Annotated in this window: 16 protein-coding genes; 9 read left to right on the forward strand and 7 right to left on the reverse strand. The window is 71.6% G+C overall.

Annotation, left to right across the window (positions count from 1 at the left end):
- Positions 1–28: 28 nt before the first annotated feature.
- The 3 genes from RM788_RS49275 (at position 29) to RM788_RS49285 (ending at position 2,163) form a co-directional block, all read left to right on the forward strand.
- Positions 29–184 (forward strand): hypothetical protein, encoded by a 156-nt coding sequence (locus tag RM788_RS49275; RefSeq protein WP_315928387.1) that lies wholly within the window; start codon positions 29–31, stop codon positions 182–184.
- 228 nt (positions 185–412) lie between these two features.
- The gene (locus tag RM788_RS49280; RefSeq protein ID WP_399345309.1) at positions 413–991 is read left to right on the forward strand and encodes an RNA polymerase sigma factor; all 579 of its coding nucleotides are present in this window, start codon (positions 413–415) and stop codon (positions 989–991) included.
- Positions 988–2,163 carry a hypothetical protein gene (locus tag RM788_RS49285; protein ID WP_315928391.1) on the forward strand — a complete coding sequence of 392 codons (1,176 nt, stop codon included), beginning with the start codon at positions 988–990 and terminating at the stop codon, positions 2,161–2,163. Before RM788_RS49280 ends, RM788_RS49285 begins: the two co-directional genes overlap by 4 nt.
- 46 nt (positions 2,164–2,209) lie before the next feature.
- On the opposite strand, the gene RM788_RS49290 is transcribed toward RM788_RS49285, so the two are convergent.
- Positions 2,210–3,553, reverse strand: coding sequence for an MFS transporter (locus RM788_RS49290; RefSeq protein WP_315928393.1), 1,344 nt, complete (start codon positions 3,551–3,553; stop codon positions 2,210–2,212).
- A 120-nt stretch (positions 3,554–3,673) separates the two neighbouring features.
- The gene (locus RM788_RS49295; protein WP_315928394.1) at positions 3,674–4,336 is read right to left on the reverse strand and encodes a TetR/AcrR family transcriptional regulator; all 663 of its coding nucleotides are present in this window, start codon (positions 4,334–4,336) and stop codon (positions 3,674–3,676) included.
- Between the two features lie 160 nt (positions 4,337–4,496).
- Between RM788_RS49295 and RM788_RS49300 the strand changes: the two genes are divergently transcribed.
- From RM788_RS49300 to RM788_RS49310, 3 genes are read left to right on the forward strand one after another with little or no spacing between them, the layout of a single operon-like run.
- Positions 4,497–5,387 carry a shikimate dehydrogenase gene (locus RM788_RS49300; protein ID WP_399345311.1) on the forward strand — a complete coding sequence of 297 codons (891 nt, stop codon included), beginning with the start codon at positions 4,497–4,499 and terminating at the stop codon, positions 5,385–5,387.
- Positions 5,377–7,176 carry a sugar phosphate isomerase/epimerase and 4-hydroxyphenylpyruvate domain-containing protein gene (locus tag RM788_RS49305; protein WP_315928397.1) on the forward strand — a complete coding sequence of 600 codons (1,800 nt, stop codon included), beginning with the start codon at positions 5,377–5,379 and terminating at the stop codon, positions 7,174–7,176. Before RM788_RS49300 ends, RM788_RS49305 begins: the two co-directional genes overlap by 11 nt.
- A gap of 50 nt (positions 7,177–7,226) precedes the next feature.
- Positions 7,227–8,648 (forward strand): cytochrome P450, encoded by a 1,422-nt coding sequence (locus RM788_RS49310; RefSeq protein WP_315928399.1) that lies wholly within the window; start codon positions 7,227–7,229, stop codon positions 8,646–8,648.
- On the opposite strand, the gene RM788_RS49315 is transcribed toward RM788_RS49310, so the two are convergent.
- The 4 genes from RM788_RS49315 to RM788_RS49330 form a co-directional block, all read right to left on the reverse strand.
- A complete protein-coding gene (locus RM788_RS49315; protein WP_315928401.1) occupies positions 8,642–10,021 on the reverse strand; it encodes a glycoside hydrolase family 43 protein in 1,380 nt (459 codons plus the stop codon). The genes RM788_RS49310 and RM788_RS49315 overlap by 7 nt on opposite strands.
- Positions 10,022–10,055: 34 nt before the next feature.
- The gene (locus RM788_RS49320) at positions 10,056–11,576 is read right to left on the reverse strand and encodes a family 43 glycosylhydrolase (RefSeq protein ID WP_315928403.1); all 1,521 of its coding nucleotides are present in this window, start codon (positions 11,574–11,576) and stop codon (positions 10,056–10,058) included.
- 189 nt (positions 11,577–11,765) lie between these two features.
- On the reverse strand, positions 11,766–11,888 hold the full coding sequence (locus RM788_RS49325; protein ID WP_315928405.1) for a hypothetical protein: 123 nt from the start codon (positions 11,886–11,888) through the stop codon (positions 11,766–11,768).
- A gap of 119 nt (positions 11,889–12,007) precedes the next feature.
- Positions 12,008–13,666, reverse strand: a complete 1,659-nt coding sequence (locus RM788_RS49330; protein WP_399342491.1) for an NPCBM/NEW2 domain-containing protein — start codon at positions 13,664–13,666, stop codon at positions 12,008–12,010.
- A gap of 264 nt (positions 13,667–13,930) precedes the next feature.
- On the opposite strand from RM788_RS49330, the gene RM788_RS49335 reads away from it, so the two are divergent.
- Positions 13,931–14,425: a DUF2127 domain-containing protein gene (locus RM788_RS49335; RefSeq protein ID WP_315928407.1), complete on the forward strand. Its 495-nt coding sequence runs from the start codon at positions 13,931–13,933 to the stop codon at positions 14,423–14,425.
- A complete protein-coding gene (locus RM788_RS49340; protein ID WP_315928409.1) occupies positions 14,422–15,342 on the forward strand; it encodes a DMT family transporter in 921 nt (306 codons plus the stop codon). Before RM788_RS49335 ends, RM788_RS49340 begins: the two co-directional genes overlap by 4 nt.
- A gap of 7 nt (positions 15,343–15,349) precedes the next feature.
- Here the strand turns inward: RM788_RS49340 and RM788_RS49345 are convergent, their stop codons facing one another.
- Positions 15,350–16,879 (reverse strand): protein kinase domain-containing protein, encoded by a 1,530-nt coding sequence (locus tag RM788_RS49345; protein WP_315928410.1) that lies wholly within the window; start codon positions 16,877–16,879, stop codon positions 15,350–15,352.
- Positions 16,880–17,493: 614 nt separating this feature from the next.
- On the opposite strand from RM788_RS49345, the gene RM788_RS49350 reads away from it, so the two are divergent.
- Positions 17,494–19,086 carry a S8 family peptidase gene (locus RM788_RS49350; RefSeq protein ID WP_315928411.1) on the forward strand — a complete coding sequence of 531 codons (1,593 nt, stop codon included), beginning with the start codon at positions 17,494–17,496 and terminating at the stop codon, positions 19,084–19,086.
- Positions 19,087–19,185: the final 99 nt, after the last annotated feature.

A 19,185-nucleotide genomic window follows, 5' to 3' on the forward strand; every position in this document is an offset into this window, starting at 1 on the left:
GCACACACTCACCAGACCGGGAGTCGACATGCCTTGGGTTCGGGCTCACCGCCGCCGCGTGCCGTACAGCTGGTTCAAGACCACCAGGGTCGAGAGCCACCACCGCAGCCGTCCCGGTAGCAAGGCCATCATCGGGCTCGTGATCGCTTTCGCCGTGATCCTGCTGCTGATCGTCATCTTCTAGTGCTCGACCACCCGCCCTCGTCGGCGGGTTCCACGACTTCGCCGGTGCCGCGGGAACGTTCCGCGGCACCGGCTTTCGTTCGGGTGGAGAAGATCGTGCCAGGGGCGCATGGCTTGTCGACCTGCTTCGCGCGGTCGGGGAACGCTGGCGTCGCTCCGTGACATATTCGTGACGTGATGAGTGCAACTGCGGCCCCTCGGCAGGCACCTGACCGTTGTGACCAGTGAGATGACGCCGGAGCTGGCGGACGGGGTGGTCGGTGGAGCTGATCCGCCGGACCCCGTGCTGTGGAGTCGAGGCGATCGGCAGTCGTTCGGGGTGTTGTTCGAGCGGCATGTCGAGGCGGTGTGGAACCACGCCTACCGGCTGACGGGGTCGTGGGAGCAGGCGCATGACGTCACGTCGGCGACGTTCCTGACGGCGTGGCGGACCCGTGGCGAGGTGACCCTGGTCCGGGACAGTGCGTTGCCGTTGCTGTACACGATGGCGGGCAACGTCGTGCGGACCGCGCACCGCGGGCTGGCCCGGCGGTCCCGGTTGCTGCGCAGGATTCCTCCGCCGTCCCCCGTCGACGACCACGCCGACGCCGTGGTGCGCCGGATCGACGGCGAGGCGCGGTTGCGGGAGGTGATCGACGCCGTGCGAAGCCTTCCCCGTGCCCAGCGCGAGGTCGCCGAACTGTGCTTGTTGGGCGATCTGCCGGTCGCCGACGCCGCCGTGCACCTCGACATCGCCGAGGCGACGGTGCGGTCCCACCTCTCCCGTGCCCGTGCCCGCCTGCGCAGCCTGACGGAGGACACCCCGTGAACCACAAGATCGCTCCGCGTGCGCTTCCGCCCGAGCTGAGGGGGCAGTTGCGCGCCGAGTTCGAGCACGGCATGGACAGTCGACCGCGTCGCACGATCTTGGTTCCGCTCGTCGCGGCGGCCGCCGCCGTGGTGCTGCTGGCGGGAACGGTCTTCGTGCTGCGGCAGATGCCGGACGCCCAGGCCCCTGCGGCTGATCGGGCGTTCGACCCGGTGGTCGCGGGCATCAACCTGGACCGCTGCTGGAACGCGGTGCGCGCGGGTGGTGTGGCCGAGCGCTTTCCGGACCGTTCCCGGTGGACGCCGGTGTTCACCGTCGGCGACGCGCAACTCGGTGTGGTCGCGGTCCGTGCCGACGGCAGGCCGTTCTTCTGCCAGACCACGCCGACCACGGCGACCGTGTCCGATCCGGCCGCGGCACCCGACACCGGGGTCGCGGCTGTCCTGTCCAGTCGTGAAGGCGTTGTCGCCGGTGTGGTGGACGTGGCCTGGGACGCGCCTTCGCTGGAGGGCAAGGGGGCTTACGGCAGTGTCGCGGTGGTCCCGGTCGTCGGCGACGGCATGTTCGTGGCCCTGACGGGCATCAACCCGGACGGGACCGCGTTCACCGTCGGCGACGGGAAGGCGGACCGGTCGCTTGCCGCGCCCGCGCCTGCCGCTGCTGTCCGCGACCATCCGGACGGCCCGGCGCCGGACCGCACGTCCGAGGCGGGGCGGATGCTCGGGGACTGCCTGTCGCGCTCCGCCACGCCGGTGCTGGACCCGGATTCCTACCAGCCCGCGGCCTCCGTCGCCTATCCCGGCGGGACGCTGCTCCTCGGGCAGACCGCCAGCATGATGGCCATCTGCCAGGTGGACGGGCCGGTGGTCAAGACGACCGTGCGCCCACTCCTCCAAGGGCGCGCGGCGGTCATGCCCCACGTCCTCGTGGACGTCGGAGGAGGCAGGCAGGTCGTCGGCGGGGAGATCAGCGAGACCGGTGGAGAGGTCGCGGCTGTCGAGATCGGTTTCGACGGGAGCACGCCGCGACCGGTCGCCCTGGTCGACCGCACCTTCGCGATCCTCGTCCCGCCGGGCATCCACCTGGATCCGGCGTCCAGCACGGTGACCGTGATCCTGCGCGGTGCGGACGGTGTCGTGCTGCTGGAGAACGACTGGCCGTTCCTGAGGTGACCGGGTCGCGCGTGGCGGCGTCCGGCCACCACGCGCGACCGCGTCGTCAGGCCGCCGCTCCCGCGTGGTCGGCCTTGCGGGGCTTGAGGCCCAGGTCGGCGGTGGGGGTGCGGAAGGTTTCGCGGCCGGTGGCCACGGCGATGACGTTGACCAGGCAGAGGGCCGCGGTGAACGCGGCGACGCCGACCCAGTTGGCGCTCTTGTCGCCCGCGATGGCGGCGGAGATGGTGGGCGTGAAGCCCGCGACCGCGAAGCCGATCTGGGTGCCGATGGCCATGCCGGAAAGCCGGACCTTGGCGGTGAACATCTCGCCGTAGAACGACGGCCAGACGGCGTTGGTGGCGCTGTAGACGACGCCGAACAGCAGGATGCCGACGAGGAAGACGAGGGTGTAGTCGCCCGAGGAGATGGCGCCCAGGTAGGCGAAGATCAGGACGGCGCAGCCCAGTGAGCCGCCGATGAACACCGGCTTGCGGCCGACGCGGTCGGCGAGCCTGGCCCAGAGCGGGATGGCGGCGAGGGCTACGACGTTGGCGAGGACGCCGACCCACAGCATCGGGGTCCTGGCCAGCCCGGCGGAGTTGACCGCGTAGGACAGGGCGTAGACGGTGAAGATGGTGCTGACCGAGGCGATGACTGCGGCGGCGACCACCCGCAGGACGTCGGCCCAGTGGTCGCGGAACAGGATGGTGATCGGCAGCTTGGCCGGTCCCCGCCCGGCGATCTCCTGTTCGAACACCGGGGTCTCGTCGAGCTTGCGGCGGATCACGAACCCGACCACGACGACGAGCGCGCTGGCCCAGAAGGGAACCCGCCAGCCCCACGACAGCAGTTGGTCCTGGGGGAGCGCGGCGATCGGCAGGAAGACCGCCGTGGCGAGGATCTGCCCCGCCTGGGTGCCGCTGAGGGTGAAGCTCGTGTAGTACGCGCGCCGGTCGTCGGGGGCGTGCTCGAGGCTCATCGAGTTCGCGCCGGCCTGCTCGCCCGCGGCGGAGAGCCCTTGTAGCAGCCGGGTCGCGACGAGCAGGATCGGCGCGGCCACGCCGATGTCGTTGTACGTGGGCAGGCAGCCGATCAGGAACGTGGAGAAACCCATGAGCAGCAACGTGAACACCAGCACGCGCTTGCGGCCGAACCGGTCGCCGACGTGCCCGAGGAACACCGCGCCGACCGGGCGGGCGAGGTAGCCGACGCCGAACGTCGCCAACGCCAGCAGCGTGCCGGTGGCGGGGTTCGACGACGGGAAGAAGACCTTGCCGAAGACCAGGGCCGCGGCGGTGCCGTAGATGAAGAAGTCGTAGTACTCCAGCGCGCTCCCGATCCACGCGGCGACGGCCGCCTTGCGCGGTTTGCCGGTCGGGGGCGGGGGACCGGCGGTGTGAGCGGTCACGAAGGGCTCCTCTGCTGGTGCTCCGTTGCATGAACAGGGATTCGGGCGACGACCGGCTACGTACGTACTAGATAGTTAATAGCGCAGATGGTGGGGATTCGACACCGCCGTGTCAAGGGTTCAGCGAGCGGTCAGGTAGCTCACGAGCATGTCGCCGACCATCCGCCGGTGGTGCTCGCGGCGGGCGGGGTCCAGCATGTCGCGGTCGAAGATCGCGTGGAACGTGTGCCGGTTGGCGATGCGGAACACGCAGAACGCGCTGATCGCCATGTGCACGTCCAGCGCGTCCACGTCGTCGCGGAAGTACCCGGCCGCGCGGCCCCGGTCCAGGATGCGGGTGAGCACGTCGAGCGCGGGGTTCGCCAGCCCGGCCAGCTCGGTGGACCGCGCGATGTGCTCGGCGCGGTGGATGTTCTCGATGCTGACCAGCCGCACGAAGTCCGGGTGCGACTCGTGGTGGTCGAACGTCAGCTCGGCGAGCTGGCGCAGCGCGTCGATCGGGTCCAGGTGCTCGACGTCCAGCTCGCGCTCGATGGCGCGGATGACGGTGTAGGCCCGTTCGAGCACCTCGACGAACAGCTGTTCCTTGCCGCCGAAGTAGTAGTAGATCATCCGCTTCGTGGTGCGGGTCTTCGCGGCGATCTCGTCCACCCGCGCGCCGTCGTAGCCCTTGTCGGCGAACTCCAGCGCGGACACGGCGAGGATCTCGGCCCTGGTGCGCTCGGCGTCGCGCGAGCGGTCGACGGCGTCGGTCGGCGCCTCCTCGGACGGCAGTGCGGCCACTGACTTCCTTCCTCGCCGCGAGTGGTGGTCCGAGTCTAGGCGGCCCCTTCCGCCGATCGCCCGTCGTGGGGTACAACTAACTCACCAGTTCGTACATTAGCTCGAAAGGCGGTCCGTGGCCCACACCTCGTTCCCCGACGCGGTCCGCGAGCACGCGGGCCTGGCACGCGGCGCCCTGCTGGTGGCCTTGGTAGGGGCGGGTATCGGGCCGTCGCTGAGCCCGGCGCTGCACGAGCGCGAGGCGCGACGGGTGGGCGTGCCCTACCGGTACCGCCGCATCGACCTGGACGAGTGGGGGCTGCCGCCGGGGGCGATCGGCGACATCGTCGCCGTCGCGCGGGACGCGGGGTACCGCGGCCTGAACATCACCCACCCGTGCAAGCAGGAGGTGCTGGCGCACCTGGACGGGCTGTCCGCCGACGCCGAGGCGCTCGGAGCGGTCAACACCGTGGTCTTCGACGGCGGGCGGGCGATCGGCCACAACACCGACTGGTCCGGGTTCACCCGCGGTCTCGAAGCGGGGATGCCGGGCGCCGACCTGGGCTCCGTCGTCCTGCTCGGCGCGGGAGGCGCCGGTGCCGCGGTCGCGCACGGGCTGCTCACGGCGGGTGCCGGGACCGTGCGGATCTTCGACCTCGACCGGAGCCGCGGCGAGGACCTGGCCGCGTCGCTGGCCACCCGGTTCGGCGCCGCCCGCGCGACCGCCGGGCACGGCGACCTCGAACTCCCGGACGCGGTCCGAGCCGCCGACGGCCTCGTGCACGCCACGCCGACCGGGATGGCCGCGCACCCCGGCCTCCCGCTGCCCGCGGACCTGCTGCGGCCCGACCTGTGGGTCGCCGACATCGTCTACCGGCCGCTCGACACCGAGCTGGTCACCACCGCCGCGGCCGCGGGCTGCCGGGTGCTCGACGGCGGCCGGATGGCCGTGTTCCAGGCCGCCGAGGCGTTCCGCCTGTTCACCGGCGCCGAACCCGACACCGGGCGGATGCTGCGCCACTTCGACGTCCTGGCGCGGCGTCCGGAGGGGAAGGAGTCCGATGTCCGCTGACCGACGTCTCGGGATCGCCACCGTGTGCCTGTCCGGCACGCTGGAGGACAAGCTCGCCGCCGCCGCGGCGGCCGGGTTCGACGGCGTGGAGCTGTTCGAGAACGACCTCGTCGCCTCGCCGTGGTCACCGGAGCGCGTGCGGCGGTCGTGCGCCGACCTCGGCCTGTCCATCGACCTCTACCAGCCGTTCCGCGACTTCGAGGCGGTGCCGCCGGACGTGCTCGCGCGCAACCTGCGGCGAGCCGAGCTGAAGTTCCAGGTGATGGAGCGGCTCGGGGCCGACACGATCCTGGTGTGCTCGTCGGTGTCGCCGGACGCCGTGGACGACGACGCCCTCGCCGCCGAGCAGTTGCACGCCCTCGCCGCGCGAGCCGCCGAACACGGCATCCGGGTGGCCTACGAAGCCCTGGCGTGGGGCCGTTTCGTCAGCACCTACGACCACTCGTGGCGGATCGTGCGCGCCGCCGACCACCCCGCGCTCGGCGTGTGCCTGGACAGCTTCCACGTGCTGTCGCGGGACGTCGACCCGGTCGCCATCCGCACCATTCCGGGGGAAAAGGTGTTCTTCCTCCAGTTGGCCGACGCGCCGCGGCTGCGGATGGACGTGCTCCAGTGGAGCCGTCACCACCGGCTGTTCCCCGGCCAGGGGGCCTTCGACCTCAAGGGGTTCGTCGGTCACGTGCTCGCCACCGGCTACCCGGGCCCGCTGTCGCTCGAGGTGTTCAACGACGTCTTCCGGCAGTCCGAGCCGCGTGCGGCGGCGGTCGACGCGATGCGGTCGCTGCTGCTGCTCCAGGAGGAGCCGGGCGCCGCGCTCCCGTTGGCGGGGCACGCCTTCACCGAACTCGACGTCGACGACGCCACGGCCCCGCGGGTGGAGGCGGCGCTCACCGGCCTCGGGTTCGCGCCCGCCGGGCGGCACCGGACGAAGCCCGTGCGGCTGTGGCGGCAGGGCGAGGCGCGGATCGTGCTGAACCACCGCGAACCGCCGGGCGCCGGGCAGGTCGCAGTCAGCGCGGTGGCCGTCGCGGGCGCCGATCCGGCCGGTTCCGCGCGCCGCGCCGAGGCGTTCCTCGCCGCGCCGGTGGGCTCGTCCGCGGTCGCCGCGCCGGACGGCACGTCGGTGATCTTCTGCCGCGACGACCTCGGCTGGCTCGCCGACTTCACCACCGTCGACACCGGCGAGGACTCCGGGGCCGGACTCCTGGACACCGACCACGTCGGCCTCACCGAGCCGTTCGACCGCTTCGACCAGGCGGCCCTGTTCTACCGCGCGGTGCTGGGGCTCGAACCGGACGACGTCGCGGAGTTCGCCGCGCCGTTCGGCCTGGTGCGCAGCCGCCCGGTGGTCGACCGCGCGCGGCACGTCCGGATAGCGCTGGACTCCGCGCTGGTGCGGCGGGGCACCTGGGGCCCGGACGTGCGGGAGCCGCAGCACGTGGCGTTCCGCACCGCGGACGCCATCGCCAGCGCCCGGCGGATGCGCGAACTGGGCGCGCCGCTGCTGGACATCCCGGCCAACTACTACGACGACCTCGACGCGCGCCTCGGGCTCGCGCCGGACCTGCTGGCCGACCTGCGGGAGCTGTCCGTGCTCTACGACCGGGACGAGCACGGCGAGTTCCTGCACTTCTTCACCGAGGTGCTCGGCGACCGGGTGTTCTTCGAGGTGGTCCAGCGCGTCGGCGGGTACGCGGGCTACGGCGCGGTGAACGCGCCCGTCACGATGGCCGCGCACCGCGGCAGGCGGATGGCGGGCCCGCGGCCACCTGCGTCCACAGTGGACTGATGGCCGATCTTCGCCGAGTTCGGCGACCGTCCCGCTGGTACGTTCGGGTGATGACCGAAGCGGTGACCCTTGGTGTGGCGGCACGTGCGGTGGGCGATCTCCCCGGACCGAGGGGTCTGCCCCTGCTGGGCAACCTGCCGGGGTTCGTCCGGGGCGGTGTGCCGCACCGGACGCTGGAGGCGTGGTGCGACCGGTACGGGTCGACGTTCCGGATGTCGCTCGGCCGGATGCCCGCCGTCGTGACGGCCGACCCGAGCGTCGTCGCCCGGATCCAGCGGCAGCGCCCCGACGAGTTCCGGCGCAGTTCGCACATGACCGGCGTGCTGGACGAGATCGGGGTGCACGGCGTCTTCACCGCCGAGGGCGACGAGTGGCGCAGGCTCCGGAAGATGGCGACGCAGGCGCTGAACGCGGCCTACCTGCGGCAGTACTTCTCCACCATCGCGACGGTGACCGAGCGGCTCAAGCGTCGCTGGGACACCTCCGCGGGCGACGGTCGGAGCGTCGACGTCCTCGACGACATGATGCGCTACACCCTGGACGTGACCTCGGGGCTCGCGATGGGGCACGACCTGAACTCGCTGGAGCAGACCGGCGACGGGCTGCACCGCAGGCTGCCGCTGCTGTTCCCCGAGTTCGGCCGCCGGATCAACGCGCCCGTGGCGTACTGGCGGTGGTTCCGGCTGCCCCGCGACCGCAGGCTCGACGCCACGGTCCGCGAGATCGACGCGCTGGTCCGCGACAGGTTCGCCGAGGCCACCAGGCGGATGGCGGGCGGAGGCGAGCCCGCGAACTTCCTCGAAGCCCTGGTCGCACCGCTGGAGGGCGAGTCGCCGTTCACCCACGAGGAGGTCTTCGGCAACGTGCTGACGATGCTCCTCGCGGGCGAGGACACCACGTCGTCGACCGCCGCATGGGCGATCCACCACCTGGCGGAGAACCCCGACGTGCAGGAACGGGTGCGCGCCGAGGCGGACGAGGTGCTGGGGGACAGCGGGTTCCCGGCGGATCCGGCCACCGTCGGCAGGCTCGGGTTCGCGGAGGCCGTCGTCCACGAGGTGGCGCGGCTGCGCCCGGTCGCCCCCTTCCTGGCGTTCCAACCCCTGCGCGACGTCACCTTCGACACCGAGCACGGTCCGCTGCTCGTGGAGAAGGGCGTGCCCGTCTTCGCGCTCATGGCGTACGGCGCCCGCCGCGACCTGGACCGCTACCCCGAGCCGGAGGTGTTCCGGCCCGAGCGGTGGCTGGAGGGCAGGCTGCCGCGCGAGTCGCTGCCGTTCATGCCCTTCGGCGGTGGGCCCCGGTTCTGCCCCGGCCGCAACCTCGCGCTACTGGAGGCGACCATCGTCGTCTCCCTGCTCTGCCGGTCCTTCACCGTCGAACCCGACACCTCCGCCGGGGTGGTGGAGGAGCGGATGTCGTTCACCGCCTACCCCACCAACCTCCGGGTCCGGTTGCGGGCGCGTCAGTAGCCCGCGCGGAACGTGGCGTCCTGCTTGTCGGTGGCCGCTGACGAACTCGTGATCGGGTCGATCCGCAGCACGTAGCCCGCGTGCCGCAGGTAGCGGTCCGGGTGGTTGTAGGACCGGTAGGAGGTCCAGCCCGAGTCCGCCCAGCCCGCCACCGGCGTGAAGGTGGCGTCGGCCTTGAACGCGGCGGAGTTGTCGTTGGTGTTGAGCACGACGGCGTAGTCGGCGTGCCTGAGGTACATCGTCGGGAAGTTGACCGACTGGAACGACACCCCGGCGGAGTCGGCCAGGCCCGGCACGACCTTCCACTGCTGGTCCTGGTAGGGGTCGAACGGGTAGGTGTCCACGCGGGCGACGTTGCTCTGGTGCCGCACGTACCGGTCCGGGTAGTTGTAGGACTTCAGCCGGTTCCACGCGGGTTTGCCCCACTTGGTCAGCAGGTTCGCCATCTCGGTCGCGGTGATCGGCGAGATGGTGGCGTGCTTGGAGTTCAACGGTTGCGTGTAGGCGCGCTGGTTCACCGCCGTCCACGTCCCGGACGCCAGGTCGCCGGTCTGCCAGGCGTAGAACACCCCGTTGGGCGTGTAGGTGTCGCCCCACAGGTACCAGGTGTTCGCCGTCAGGGACTTCACCACGATCGGCGCCTCGGTGCCGCCGTGCGCGGTGCCGCCGGTGAACGTGGTGAAGCTGCCGGGGTTGAGCGAACTCGACTTCGCTCCCAGCAGCGAGCCGCTGGTGTTGTTCTTGAAGTACAGGTAGTTCGTGCCGTTCACGGACGTCATGTTCCCGTCGATGGCGGCGTAACCGGGGTCGAAGAACGTCTGCGGCGAGCCGACGTTCACGAAGTCGGTGGTGTAGTTGACCATGATGACGTCGTGGTTCCCGTTGCTCGCCGAGTAGATGATCGCGTACTGGCCGCGCGAGGCGTCCCAGAACGCCTCGGGCGCCCAGCTGTGCGTGGCCAGCGAGTGCAGCTTCACCCTGCGGTAGTTGGTGAACGAGCGCAGGTCGGTCGAGTCCCAGACGTGGATGTACTGGTTCTGGAGGCTCCAGTCGGTGCCCTTGAGGTCGGTGGCCAGCACGGTGAACGTGCCGTCCTGCTTGCGCAGGATGAACGGGTCGCGCAGGCCCTGCGTGCCCTGCGCAGGCGTCACGACCGGGGCGTTCTGGTTGAGCGGCGTCCAGTTCAGGCCGTCCGGGCTGACCGCGAGGTGCAGCCCGTAGTCGGCGCCGGCGAAGGTCGGCGACTCGGTGAAGTACCCCATGACGTAACCGGAGTACGTTGCCGCCGACGCTGTGCCGGAGCCCAGCGCGACTATCGCGGCTCCGGCCATCAGCAGTGTGCCGAGCAGGGCGGACAGGGCTCTGCGACTCATGGCCAACTCCGTTGTCGGTTCGTGCGGGTGGGGATCAGGCGGGTTGGATCGACCACTGCTGGCAGGTGTTGCCCAGCCACGTCCACTGGCGCACGTCGGCGCCGTCGGCCGTGCCGCAGTCGGCCACGTCGGCGACCTTGCCGGTGGCCTGGTTGACCAGCCGCACCCAGCCGCCGGTCGCGGTGTAGACCATGCGGAAGCGCTGGCAGGTGTTGTTGAGCCAGTTCCACTGCCGGAGGTCGGCTCCGTCCGCGGTCGAGCAGTCGGCGACGTCGAGCACCTTGCCGGAGGCGACGTTGACCAGCCTGCTGGTGTCGTCGGCCTGGTCCTCCAGCCGCCACCGCTGGTTGTTCCCGCCGTTGCAGGTCCACTGGCGCACGTTCGCACCGTCCGAAGTGGACCCGCCGTCGAGGTCGAGGCACTTGCCGCTGTTGCGGTTGACCAGCTTGTACGCCGCCGGCGTCGCCGCGGTCTCGCCCGAGGGCGCGGTGAGCGCGGTGCCGGTGGCCTGCGGGGTGCCCAGGTTCGGGGTGCCGTCGGAGTTCCAGGTGAACTTCTGCGCGCGTGTGGTCCTGCCGTTGCCGCAGCCGCCGCTCGCGGAGCTGTTGGCGTGGTAGACGATCCAGCTCTCGGTGCCGTCCGGCGAGGTGAAGAACCCGTTGTGGCCTGGGCCGTAGACGCCTGCGGAATCGTTGCGCTGGAAGATCGGCGTGGACTTCTTGCTCCACGACGACGCCGACAGCGGGCTGCCGCTGGTGTAGGTGAGCTGCCCCAGCTTGTAGTCCGCGGTGTCGCAGTAGCTCGCGGAGTAGACGATGAACGTCTTCCCGCCGCGTTGCAGCGCGACCGGACCTTCGTTGACGGCGGCGCCCGAGGTCTCCCACGACAGCGTCGGGCTGGAGATGACGCTGAACGTGGACGAGCTGAGCGTGTACGGGTTGCTCATCGGCGCGATGACGAGGCTCTGCTTGCCGCCGTTGATCGAGCCCGACCCCAGCAGGTAGAGCGAACCGTTGAGGGACAGCACGCTCGCGTCGATCAGCCAGCCGCCGGGGTTGAGGTTCGAGCCGGTCAGCATCCCCTTGTAGGTGAAGGGCCCCAACGGGTCGGTGCCCGCGCTCTCCAGCACGTGCGTGCGCTGGGTGTCGCAGCAGGCCGCGCCCACCGCGCCCGCGGAGTAGTACAGGTACCAGCGGCCGTTGAACCGGTGCAGCTCCGGCGCCCAGATGTTGGTGCCGCGCGAGGCGGTGGTGTCCTGCCAGACCTGGATTCCGGGGGCGGTCGCCAGCCCGGCGAGCGTGGGCGACCTGCGGGTCACCAGCGTGTTGGTGAACGTGGTGCTGATCAGGTAGTAGTCGCCGTCCTGGTGGACCAGCCAGGGGTCGGCGCCATTCTGGGACTTGATCGGGTTGGTGTAGGTGGTCGCGGCGGCTTGGGGATCGGCGTTCGTGGCCCTCGGGGCGGCGATCGCGGGCGCGACGAGCGCGAGGACCGCGCCGACCACGACCGCGGCGAATCGCCTGGGGAACCTGTGCGTACCTGGAGCAGGGTGCATCGTCGAACCCGCGCTTTCGGGACCTGTGACAGGGAATGTGAGCGATAACATTTAGCAGTTCGCCCGACCGTAGGATTCACGGAGATGCCAGGTCAAGGTCCGGGTGGCGCAATGTTCGCGTTCTCAGGTGCTAATCACTGAACACGCCACCGCGCACCACAGGAGCAGTGGTGCGCGGTGGCGTGCGGGTCAGTCCGCGCGCAGTCCGTGCCGTCGATCGCCCAGGACGATCTCGCACACGCGGGCCTCGGTCGCGGCCGAGAACGGGGAGTTCCCCTCGGTCGTCGTGGTCACGGGCGGTTCCGGTGCCATGGTTCATCACCTCCGCGACCATGATGCGGTCCGCGTACCGGTTCCGGCACGCTTTGTTGCCGTTCCGGCAAGAAGGGCGGCCGTCCCGCCGGACGGCCGCCCCCTGGTACCGCGTCGGGTCAGGTGCAGGTGACCGTGGCGTCGGCCCAGTCCACGTGGTCGAACCGCGCGCCGTCCGCCGTGGGCATCGCGGCCAGCTTCACGTACTGCTCACCGGTCACGTCGGCCGTGATCCGCTTGGCGCCCTCGGTCCCCCGCACGGTCGTGGCGGCGAGCTGCCCGGCACCCGCCCACACCTCCATCGACGCGCTGCCGTTGTCGCCGACCTCGTCGTCGACGCCGACCCACGCCTGGAAGCCGGTGCACTTCCCGCCGAGGTAGTAGCGCACCTCGCTGCGGGCGTGGACGCCGATGCCGCGCGCGTAGGTGGTGCCGCCGATGGTCAGCGTGCGGCCGTCGCCCCCCGCCTTCTCACCGTTGCTGCGGTCCTTCTCCACCGGGCCCCACGCGCCGGAGGCCAGGCTCGCCGGGAGCGCCGACACCTGCGTGGTGCCCGCCGGGGGAGTGGTGGCCGTGCCGGTCCTGGCGACCCGGTAGACCACGGTCGCGTGCGCCGGGACGGAAGCGCTGATCGTGCCGGAGGTGGTGGAGACCGCCTTCGACCAGAGGTCCGTGAGCCGGTAGGACGTGGCGTTGCCGAGTCCGGCCGCGGCGGCGGTCGTGCCGATCGTGGCGGTCGAGCCGGTCTCGTTGAACAGCGCCACCGCCGTGTCGCCGTTGTCCAGCGGCTTGACCAGGACGTGCAAACCGTTGGTGTTGCCGATTTCCGCGGCCTGAACGCCGAGGGAGTCCTGGTCCAGGGCGATCACGTCGCGGTTGGTGAGGATCGAGTACGTCGCCGCGCTCGCGGTGCGCAGGTCGGCGCCGATCAGCAGGGGGGCGTTCATCATCGACCAGAGCGTGAAGTGGCTGCGGTACTCCGCGTCGGTCATCCCGCCGTTGCCGACCTCCAGCATGTCCGGGTCGTTCCACGCCCCGCGCTGCGAGTCCGTCGACCGCGTCACGTTGGACTTGAAGATGTTGAGCATGCTGCCGTAGTTGTCCTCGATGTCACCGGTCGTGCGCCAGCTGTTGCCGACGGTCTGGGCCCAGTCCCACGGCGACTCCGACCCCCATTCGCAGATGGAGTAGAGGATGGGCCTGCCGGTGGCGAGCAGGGCGTCGCGCATGGCGGTGTACCGCTGCTGCCCGCCCTGGCCGAGGTGGTCGCCGCAGTTGTCGTACTTCAGGTAGTCCACGCCCCACGAGGCGAACAGGTTCGCGTCCTGCCGCTCGTGGCCGATGCCGCCGGGGAACCCCAGTTCGTTGCAGGTCATCGTGCCCGCGCTGCTGTAGAGGCCGAACTTGAGGCCCTTGCCGTGCACGTAGTCGGCGACCGCCTTGATGCCGTTGGGGAACCGCGTCCGGTTCGGCACCAGGTTGCCCGCCGAGTCGCGGCTCGTCTCGGCCCAGCAGTCGTCGATGTTGACGTAGTTGTACCCGGCGTCCTTGAGGCCCCGCGAGACGAACAGGTCCGCGATGCCGCGGATCATCTGGTCGTTGAACTCCGCCCGGCAGTGGGTGGAGTTCCAGTTGTTGAAGCCCATGGCGGGCGTCTGGGACAGGCCGTTGTCCAGGGCCGCCGCGGGCGGGGCCGTGGCCACGGACCAGGTGAGTGTGGTGAGCAGTCCGAGTACGGCCGAGCCGAGCGCTGTACGACGCTTCATTGCGTGGTTCATGCAGCCCCAATCCTTCGGGATCGAACAACACCAATCAGAAGGCGGCGGAGAATCATCGGACCTCAACATCGATGACCCGGTCAAGGGGCATCCGGAGGGTTTTGCGCGGTCCGTTCGGGTGGGTGTGCCCGGTCGTGGCGCGGACGGCCGGTCGGCGGGTCCTCGGGGGCGGGCGGCAACGCGGTGGACCGCCGCGCGATGATCGGCTTCCGGACGTAGCCTGCCTCCTGGCGGGAGCGACGCGGGAAGGGTGCTGGTGCGGTCATGGGGACGACGGCGGGGGCGCCCGGCGGTGGTTCGCGCCGCACCGAGGCGCTGTTCCGGACGGCGATGGTCGTCAAGGGCGTCGACGGCGCCGCCGAACTGCTCGGCGCGCTGTTCCTGCTCCTCGTGCCCGGTGCCGCCATCCACCGGCTGGTCGCCGACGTGCTCGCCCACGACCTGCTCGGCCCGCCCGACGGGACGCTGGCCCGGCACCTGTCGACGGCGGCCGACGAGTTCACGTCGGGGCGGCCGACGTTCGCGGTCGTCTACCTCGCCCTGCACGGGGTCGTGAAGCTCGGGCTGGTCGCGGCGCTGCTGCGCAAGTGGCTGCCCGCCTACCCGGTCGCCGTGGTCGTGCTGGGGCTGTTCGTGGTCTACGAGCTGTACCGGGCGGTGCGCACGGGCTCGCTGGTGCTGCCGCTGCTGGCCGTGCTCGACATCGCGGTCATCGTGGTGGTCGTGCGCGAGTACCGGACCGCCAGATCGCCTCGATGAACGCCGACCACTGGGACCTGGTCGTCGGGTTCGGCCGCCACCACGGGGCCGCGGGTCTCGCGATCGTCCTGGCGTTGCTGGCCGCCGTCCTGTTCGCGGTCGCCTCCGTCGCCCAGCAGCGGGCCGCGCGCACCGTGCCGGACGACGACCTCGGCGGCCTGCGGCTGATCCGGGCGCTGATCCGCCACCCGTCGTGGTGGGTCGGAACGCTCAGCGACCTCGGCGCCTACCTCGCGCAGGCCGCGGCGCTCGGGTTCGGCTCCCTGCTGCTCGTGCAACCGCTGCTGGTCACCACGCTGCTGGTCGCGCTGCCGCTGGGGGCCCGGTGGGCGGGCCGACGGCTGCGCCGGGCCGACTGGACCTGGGCGGTGCTGCTGGTCGTGGCGCTGGCGGCGTTCGTCGTCGTGGGGGAGCCGACCGCGGGCCGCGACCGGGCCTCGCCCGCGCATTGGTTGCCCGCCGGGGTGGTGGTCGCCGTCGTGCTGGTGTGCTGCCTGGTCGGCTCGTCCCGGTACCGCGGTGCCAGGGCGGCGCTGCTGGCCGTGGCCACCGCGGTCGCCTACGGCCTCACCGCCGCGCTGACCAAGGGCGTGGTCGACCTGCTCGCCCGCGGGCCCGTCGCGGTGGCGACCCACTGGGAGACCTACGGCCTGGTGCTCGCCGCGGTGGGCGGCACCCTGCTCCAGCAGAACGCGTTCCAGGCGGGGGACCTCGCGGCGTCGCTGCCGATCGTGACCGCGGGCGAACCGGTGGTGGCCGTCGCCCTCGGTGTCGCGGTGCTGGACGAGCACCTGCGGGTGCGCGGCGCGGAGTGGCTGCTGATCGGCGTGCTCGTCGCGGTGGTGGTCCTCGCGACGGTGGCGCTGAGCAGGTCGGCCGTGGACGTGCCGCGGCCGGAGGTCGACGCGCGCCGGTGAGCGCCGGTCAGCCCTGGCGCCACAGCTGGTTGACGGCTCCGGCGCAGGTCCAGATGATGATCGGCGTCCCGAAGGTCGTGTCCGCGTTGAAGACGTCGAAGCACAGCCCGGACTGCGTGCCCGCGACCACGCCGTTCGCCCGGAGCGTCCACTTCTGGGAGGCCGCGCCGTTGCAGTCGGTGATCTCCAACGGCGTGCCGGCCTGGGTTCCCGCGTCCTTGGGCTGGACGCACTTGGTGACGTACACCCTGATCTCGCCAGCCGCGGTGAAGTCGAACCGCTGGTTCTCCCCGCCGTTGCAGTCGAAGATGGTGATCCCGGTGCCGTTGTCGGTGGCCTTGTTCGGCACGTCCAGGCACAGGTTCGACGCCTGGGAGACGAGCGCTCTGCCCGAGGCGGGCAGTGCGCTGGCGGGCGGCGGGGCCGTGGCGACCTTCGGCGCGGACGTCGTGGTCCTGGCGGCTTCGGAGGTCTTCGCCGGGGACGTGGCCGGGCTGCCGCCGGTGCTCGACGGCCCCGCCGCGACCGCTGACGACTCCTGGTGGTCGAGGTAGAAGAAGGTGCCGCCGCCGATCACGACCAGCACCGCCACCGCCGCCGCGACGACCGCCACGACCCACCGCCGCCGCTTCCCGGTGTCCACCGCGGAGGGCGGTCGGGAGACCTGCGAGGTCAACAGGTCCCCGAGCCCCACCATCATCGTGGGGGCGGGGGAGGTGTGCCGGTCGAGCTGGGAGAGCTGGTCGGCGCACTCGGCCATCGTGGGCCTGGCCGCCGGGTCGAGCGCCAGCATCCTGGCGAGGAGCGGGGTGAGCGCGCCCGCCCGTTCCGGCGGCCGCACGGTGCCCGCCGCGGCGCGGTACATCTGGGCGATCGCGTTGTCCGTGAGGCCGAACGGCGGCGTGCCCTCGACCGCGGTGTAGAGCGTGGCGCCGAGCGAGAACACGTCCGACGGGTAGTTGCCCTCGCCGCCCCTGGCGACCTCGGGGGCGAAGTACGCCGGGGTGCCCGCGTACCGGCCGGTGGCCGTGGCGTTGACGTCGTCCAGCGCGCGGGAGATGCCGAAGTCGGTGATCTTCACCGTGCCGTCGTCGCCGAGCAGCACGTTGCCGGGCTTGATGTCGCGGTGCAGCACCGACGCCCGGTGCGCGGCGGTCATCGCGGTGGCCACCTGGGTGCCGACGCGCACCACGTTGGCGACGGCCAGCGGACCGGTCTCCGAGATCACCGCGGACAGGCTCTTGGACGGCAGGTACTCCATGATCAGCCACGGCTGGCCGTCGTGCTCGACGACGTCGTGGACGGTGATCGCGTTGGGGTGGTGCAGCCGCGCGGCGATCCGCGCCTCCCGCCGGGCCCGCCGCCGGGCGTCCTCGGCCTGCTGCTCGTCCAGGTGCGACGGCAGCAGCAGCTCCTTGACCGCGACGACGCGTTCCAGCTTCTGGTCGACGGCTCGCCAGACGCGCCCCATGGCGCCGGCGCCGAGCTGCTCCTGCAACGCGTAGCGCCCGGCTATCCACCGGTTCTGGTCTGGCACTCGGAACTCCTGGTACTGGCGGTTGGCGGTGGGGCGATGCTAGTGGAGTGGAGCCGCCGTGCCCCGGAGGAGGTGGCGGTGTCCTGTTGAGACGGCGACAACGCGTCGTGTCCGCCCGAAACGGGTGCGCGCACCCCGGATGACCTGCCTGTGCAGACCATCCGGTCCTGTCGTCACCGCCGGTGACGATCCGATCCCGCCCGTGCGCCCACCGGCCCAAATGCCCGCCGTGCCGCCGTGACGGCGGTCGCTGCGGCATTCGTCTCCGTCGCGTTCGACCGTGAGGACGTTGGGGCGCTTCGGGTTTCCGACCCCGCGGAATACCGGTGCGCCGGGAGCCGCGGCACCCGCTTGGTCGAACGGCCGGACCGCGGTCGAGGCGCCCGGCTCCCGGCATGTGGCCAAGCCAGGGCCCATCCGTTGCGCGGCAAGGGGATCGGCGGTCGGCCAAGCGGGTGGTGCGGCGTTCTCGCTGTGCGCTACCGGAGTCGGCCGACAGGGTGCACGGGCCGGGGGCGGGGTAACCCGGCCGGCCGATGTGCGGTCCGCGCGACTGCTGCCACGCTCCGGTGCCGCCGCGTTCGACCTGTTCGTCCGCTATTGGAGGAAGTCCGATGAAGTCATCACCCCCGTTACCCGGCGCCCGCCGGAGGGCGGTCGTCGTCCTCGGTGCCGCCGCCCTGCTCGCGCTCCCCGGCGTGGGCGTCGGCACCGCGTCGGCCGCACCGGAGGGCACCGTCGCGGCGGCCGTCGGCGCCACCGCGGTCCCGGACCAGTACGTCGTCGTGCTGAAGGACGGTGTCGTCGCGCAGTCGGCCGTCCAGCAGACCGCGGACGGTCTCGTCTCGCGCTACGGCGGCACGGTCAAGGCGACCTGGCGGCACGCGCTGCGCGGGTTCTCCGTCACCACGAGCGCGGTGAACGCGCGCAAGCTCGCCGCCGACCCGGCCGTGGCCTCGGTCAGCCAGGACGCGCGGATCAGCGCGGTCGACACCCAGCCCAACCCGCCGTCGTGGGGACTGGACCGGATCGACCAGCGCGACCTGCCGCTGGACTCCAGCTACACCTACCCGACGACCGCGGCGAACGTGCACGCCTACATCGTCGACACCGGCATCCGCACGACGCACAGCACGTTCGGCGGCCGGGCGAGCTGGGGCTACAACGCGGTCGACGGGAACAACACCGACTGCAACGGCCACGGCACGCACGTCGCCGGCACGGTCGGCGGCGCCCAGTACGGCGTGGCCAAGTCCGTGCAGCTGGTCGCGGTGAAGGTGCTGGACTGCGCGGGCTCGGGCACCTTCGCCCAGGTCATCAGCGGCGTCGACTGGGTCACCGGCAACGCCGTGAAGCCCGCCGTCGCGAACATGAGCCTCGGCGCCGTGGCGTCGGCCGCGACCGCCCCGCTGGAGGCGGCCGTCCGCGGCTCCATCGCCAGCGGCGTCACCTACGCCATCGCGTCGGGCAACTCCAACGCGAACGCCTGCACGTTCAGCCCCGCCCTGGTCGCCGAGGCCATCACGGTCAACGCCTCCGACATCACCGACCGGCGCGCGTCGTTCTCCAACTACGGCACGTGCACCGACCTGTACGCGCCGGGCGTGAACATCACGTCGTCCTGGAACACCGACGACAGCGCCACGAACACCATCAGCGGCACCTCGATGGCCACCCCGCACACCGCGGGCGTCGCGGCCGCCTACCTGGCGACCCACCCCGCGGACCCGCCGGCCACCGTGCAGGCCGCGCTGGTGAACGACGCCAGCGTGAACAAGATCGCCGACGCGGGCGCCGGATCACCCAACCGCCTGCTGTACCTGGGATCCGGGCCCTCCACGCCGGGGACCGTGGACGTCGTGCGCTACCTCGGCGGCCAGGACCACCTCACGTCGACCAGCGGCGCGCCCGCGGGCTACCAGCGCGAGGGGAGCCTCGGCCTGGCGTACTCGACGCAGGTCGCGGGCACCCACCCGCTCTACCGCTGCCGCGTGAACAGCGACAACTTCACCTCGTTCGACTCCGGCTGCGAAGGACGGGTCGCGCTCGGCCTGCTGGGCTACTTCCTCGACGCCGCCTCGGGCACGGCGCCGAGCGGGCCGGTCTACCGGTGCCTCGTCCGCGGCGGCGGTGACCACATGGAGTCCCCCGACCCGAACTGCGAGGGGCAGATCGTCGAAGGCGTCCTGGGGTACACCCTGCGCTGACGGGACGCCGTCGTGGGCCGGACCGGTCGGGGGTCGGCCCACGGCGGCGAACCCGTCCGGATCCGGCGCGACCCCGACCGGGGCCGCCCCTACCGTGGG

This window comes from Umezawaea sp. Da 62-37, assembly GCF_032460545.1.
Classification (GTDB): Bacteria; Actinomycetota; Actinomycetes; order Mycobacteriales; family Pseudonocardiaceae; genus Umezawaea.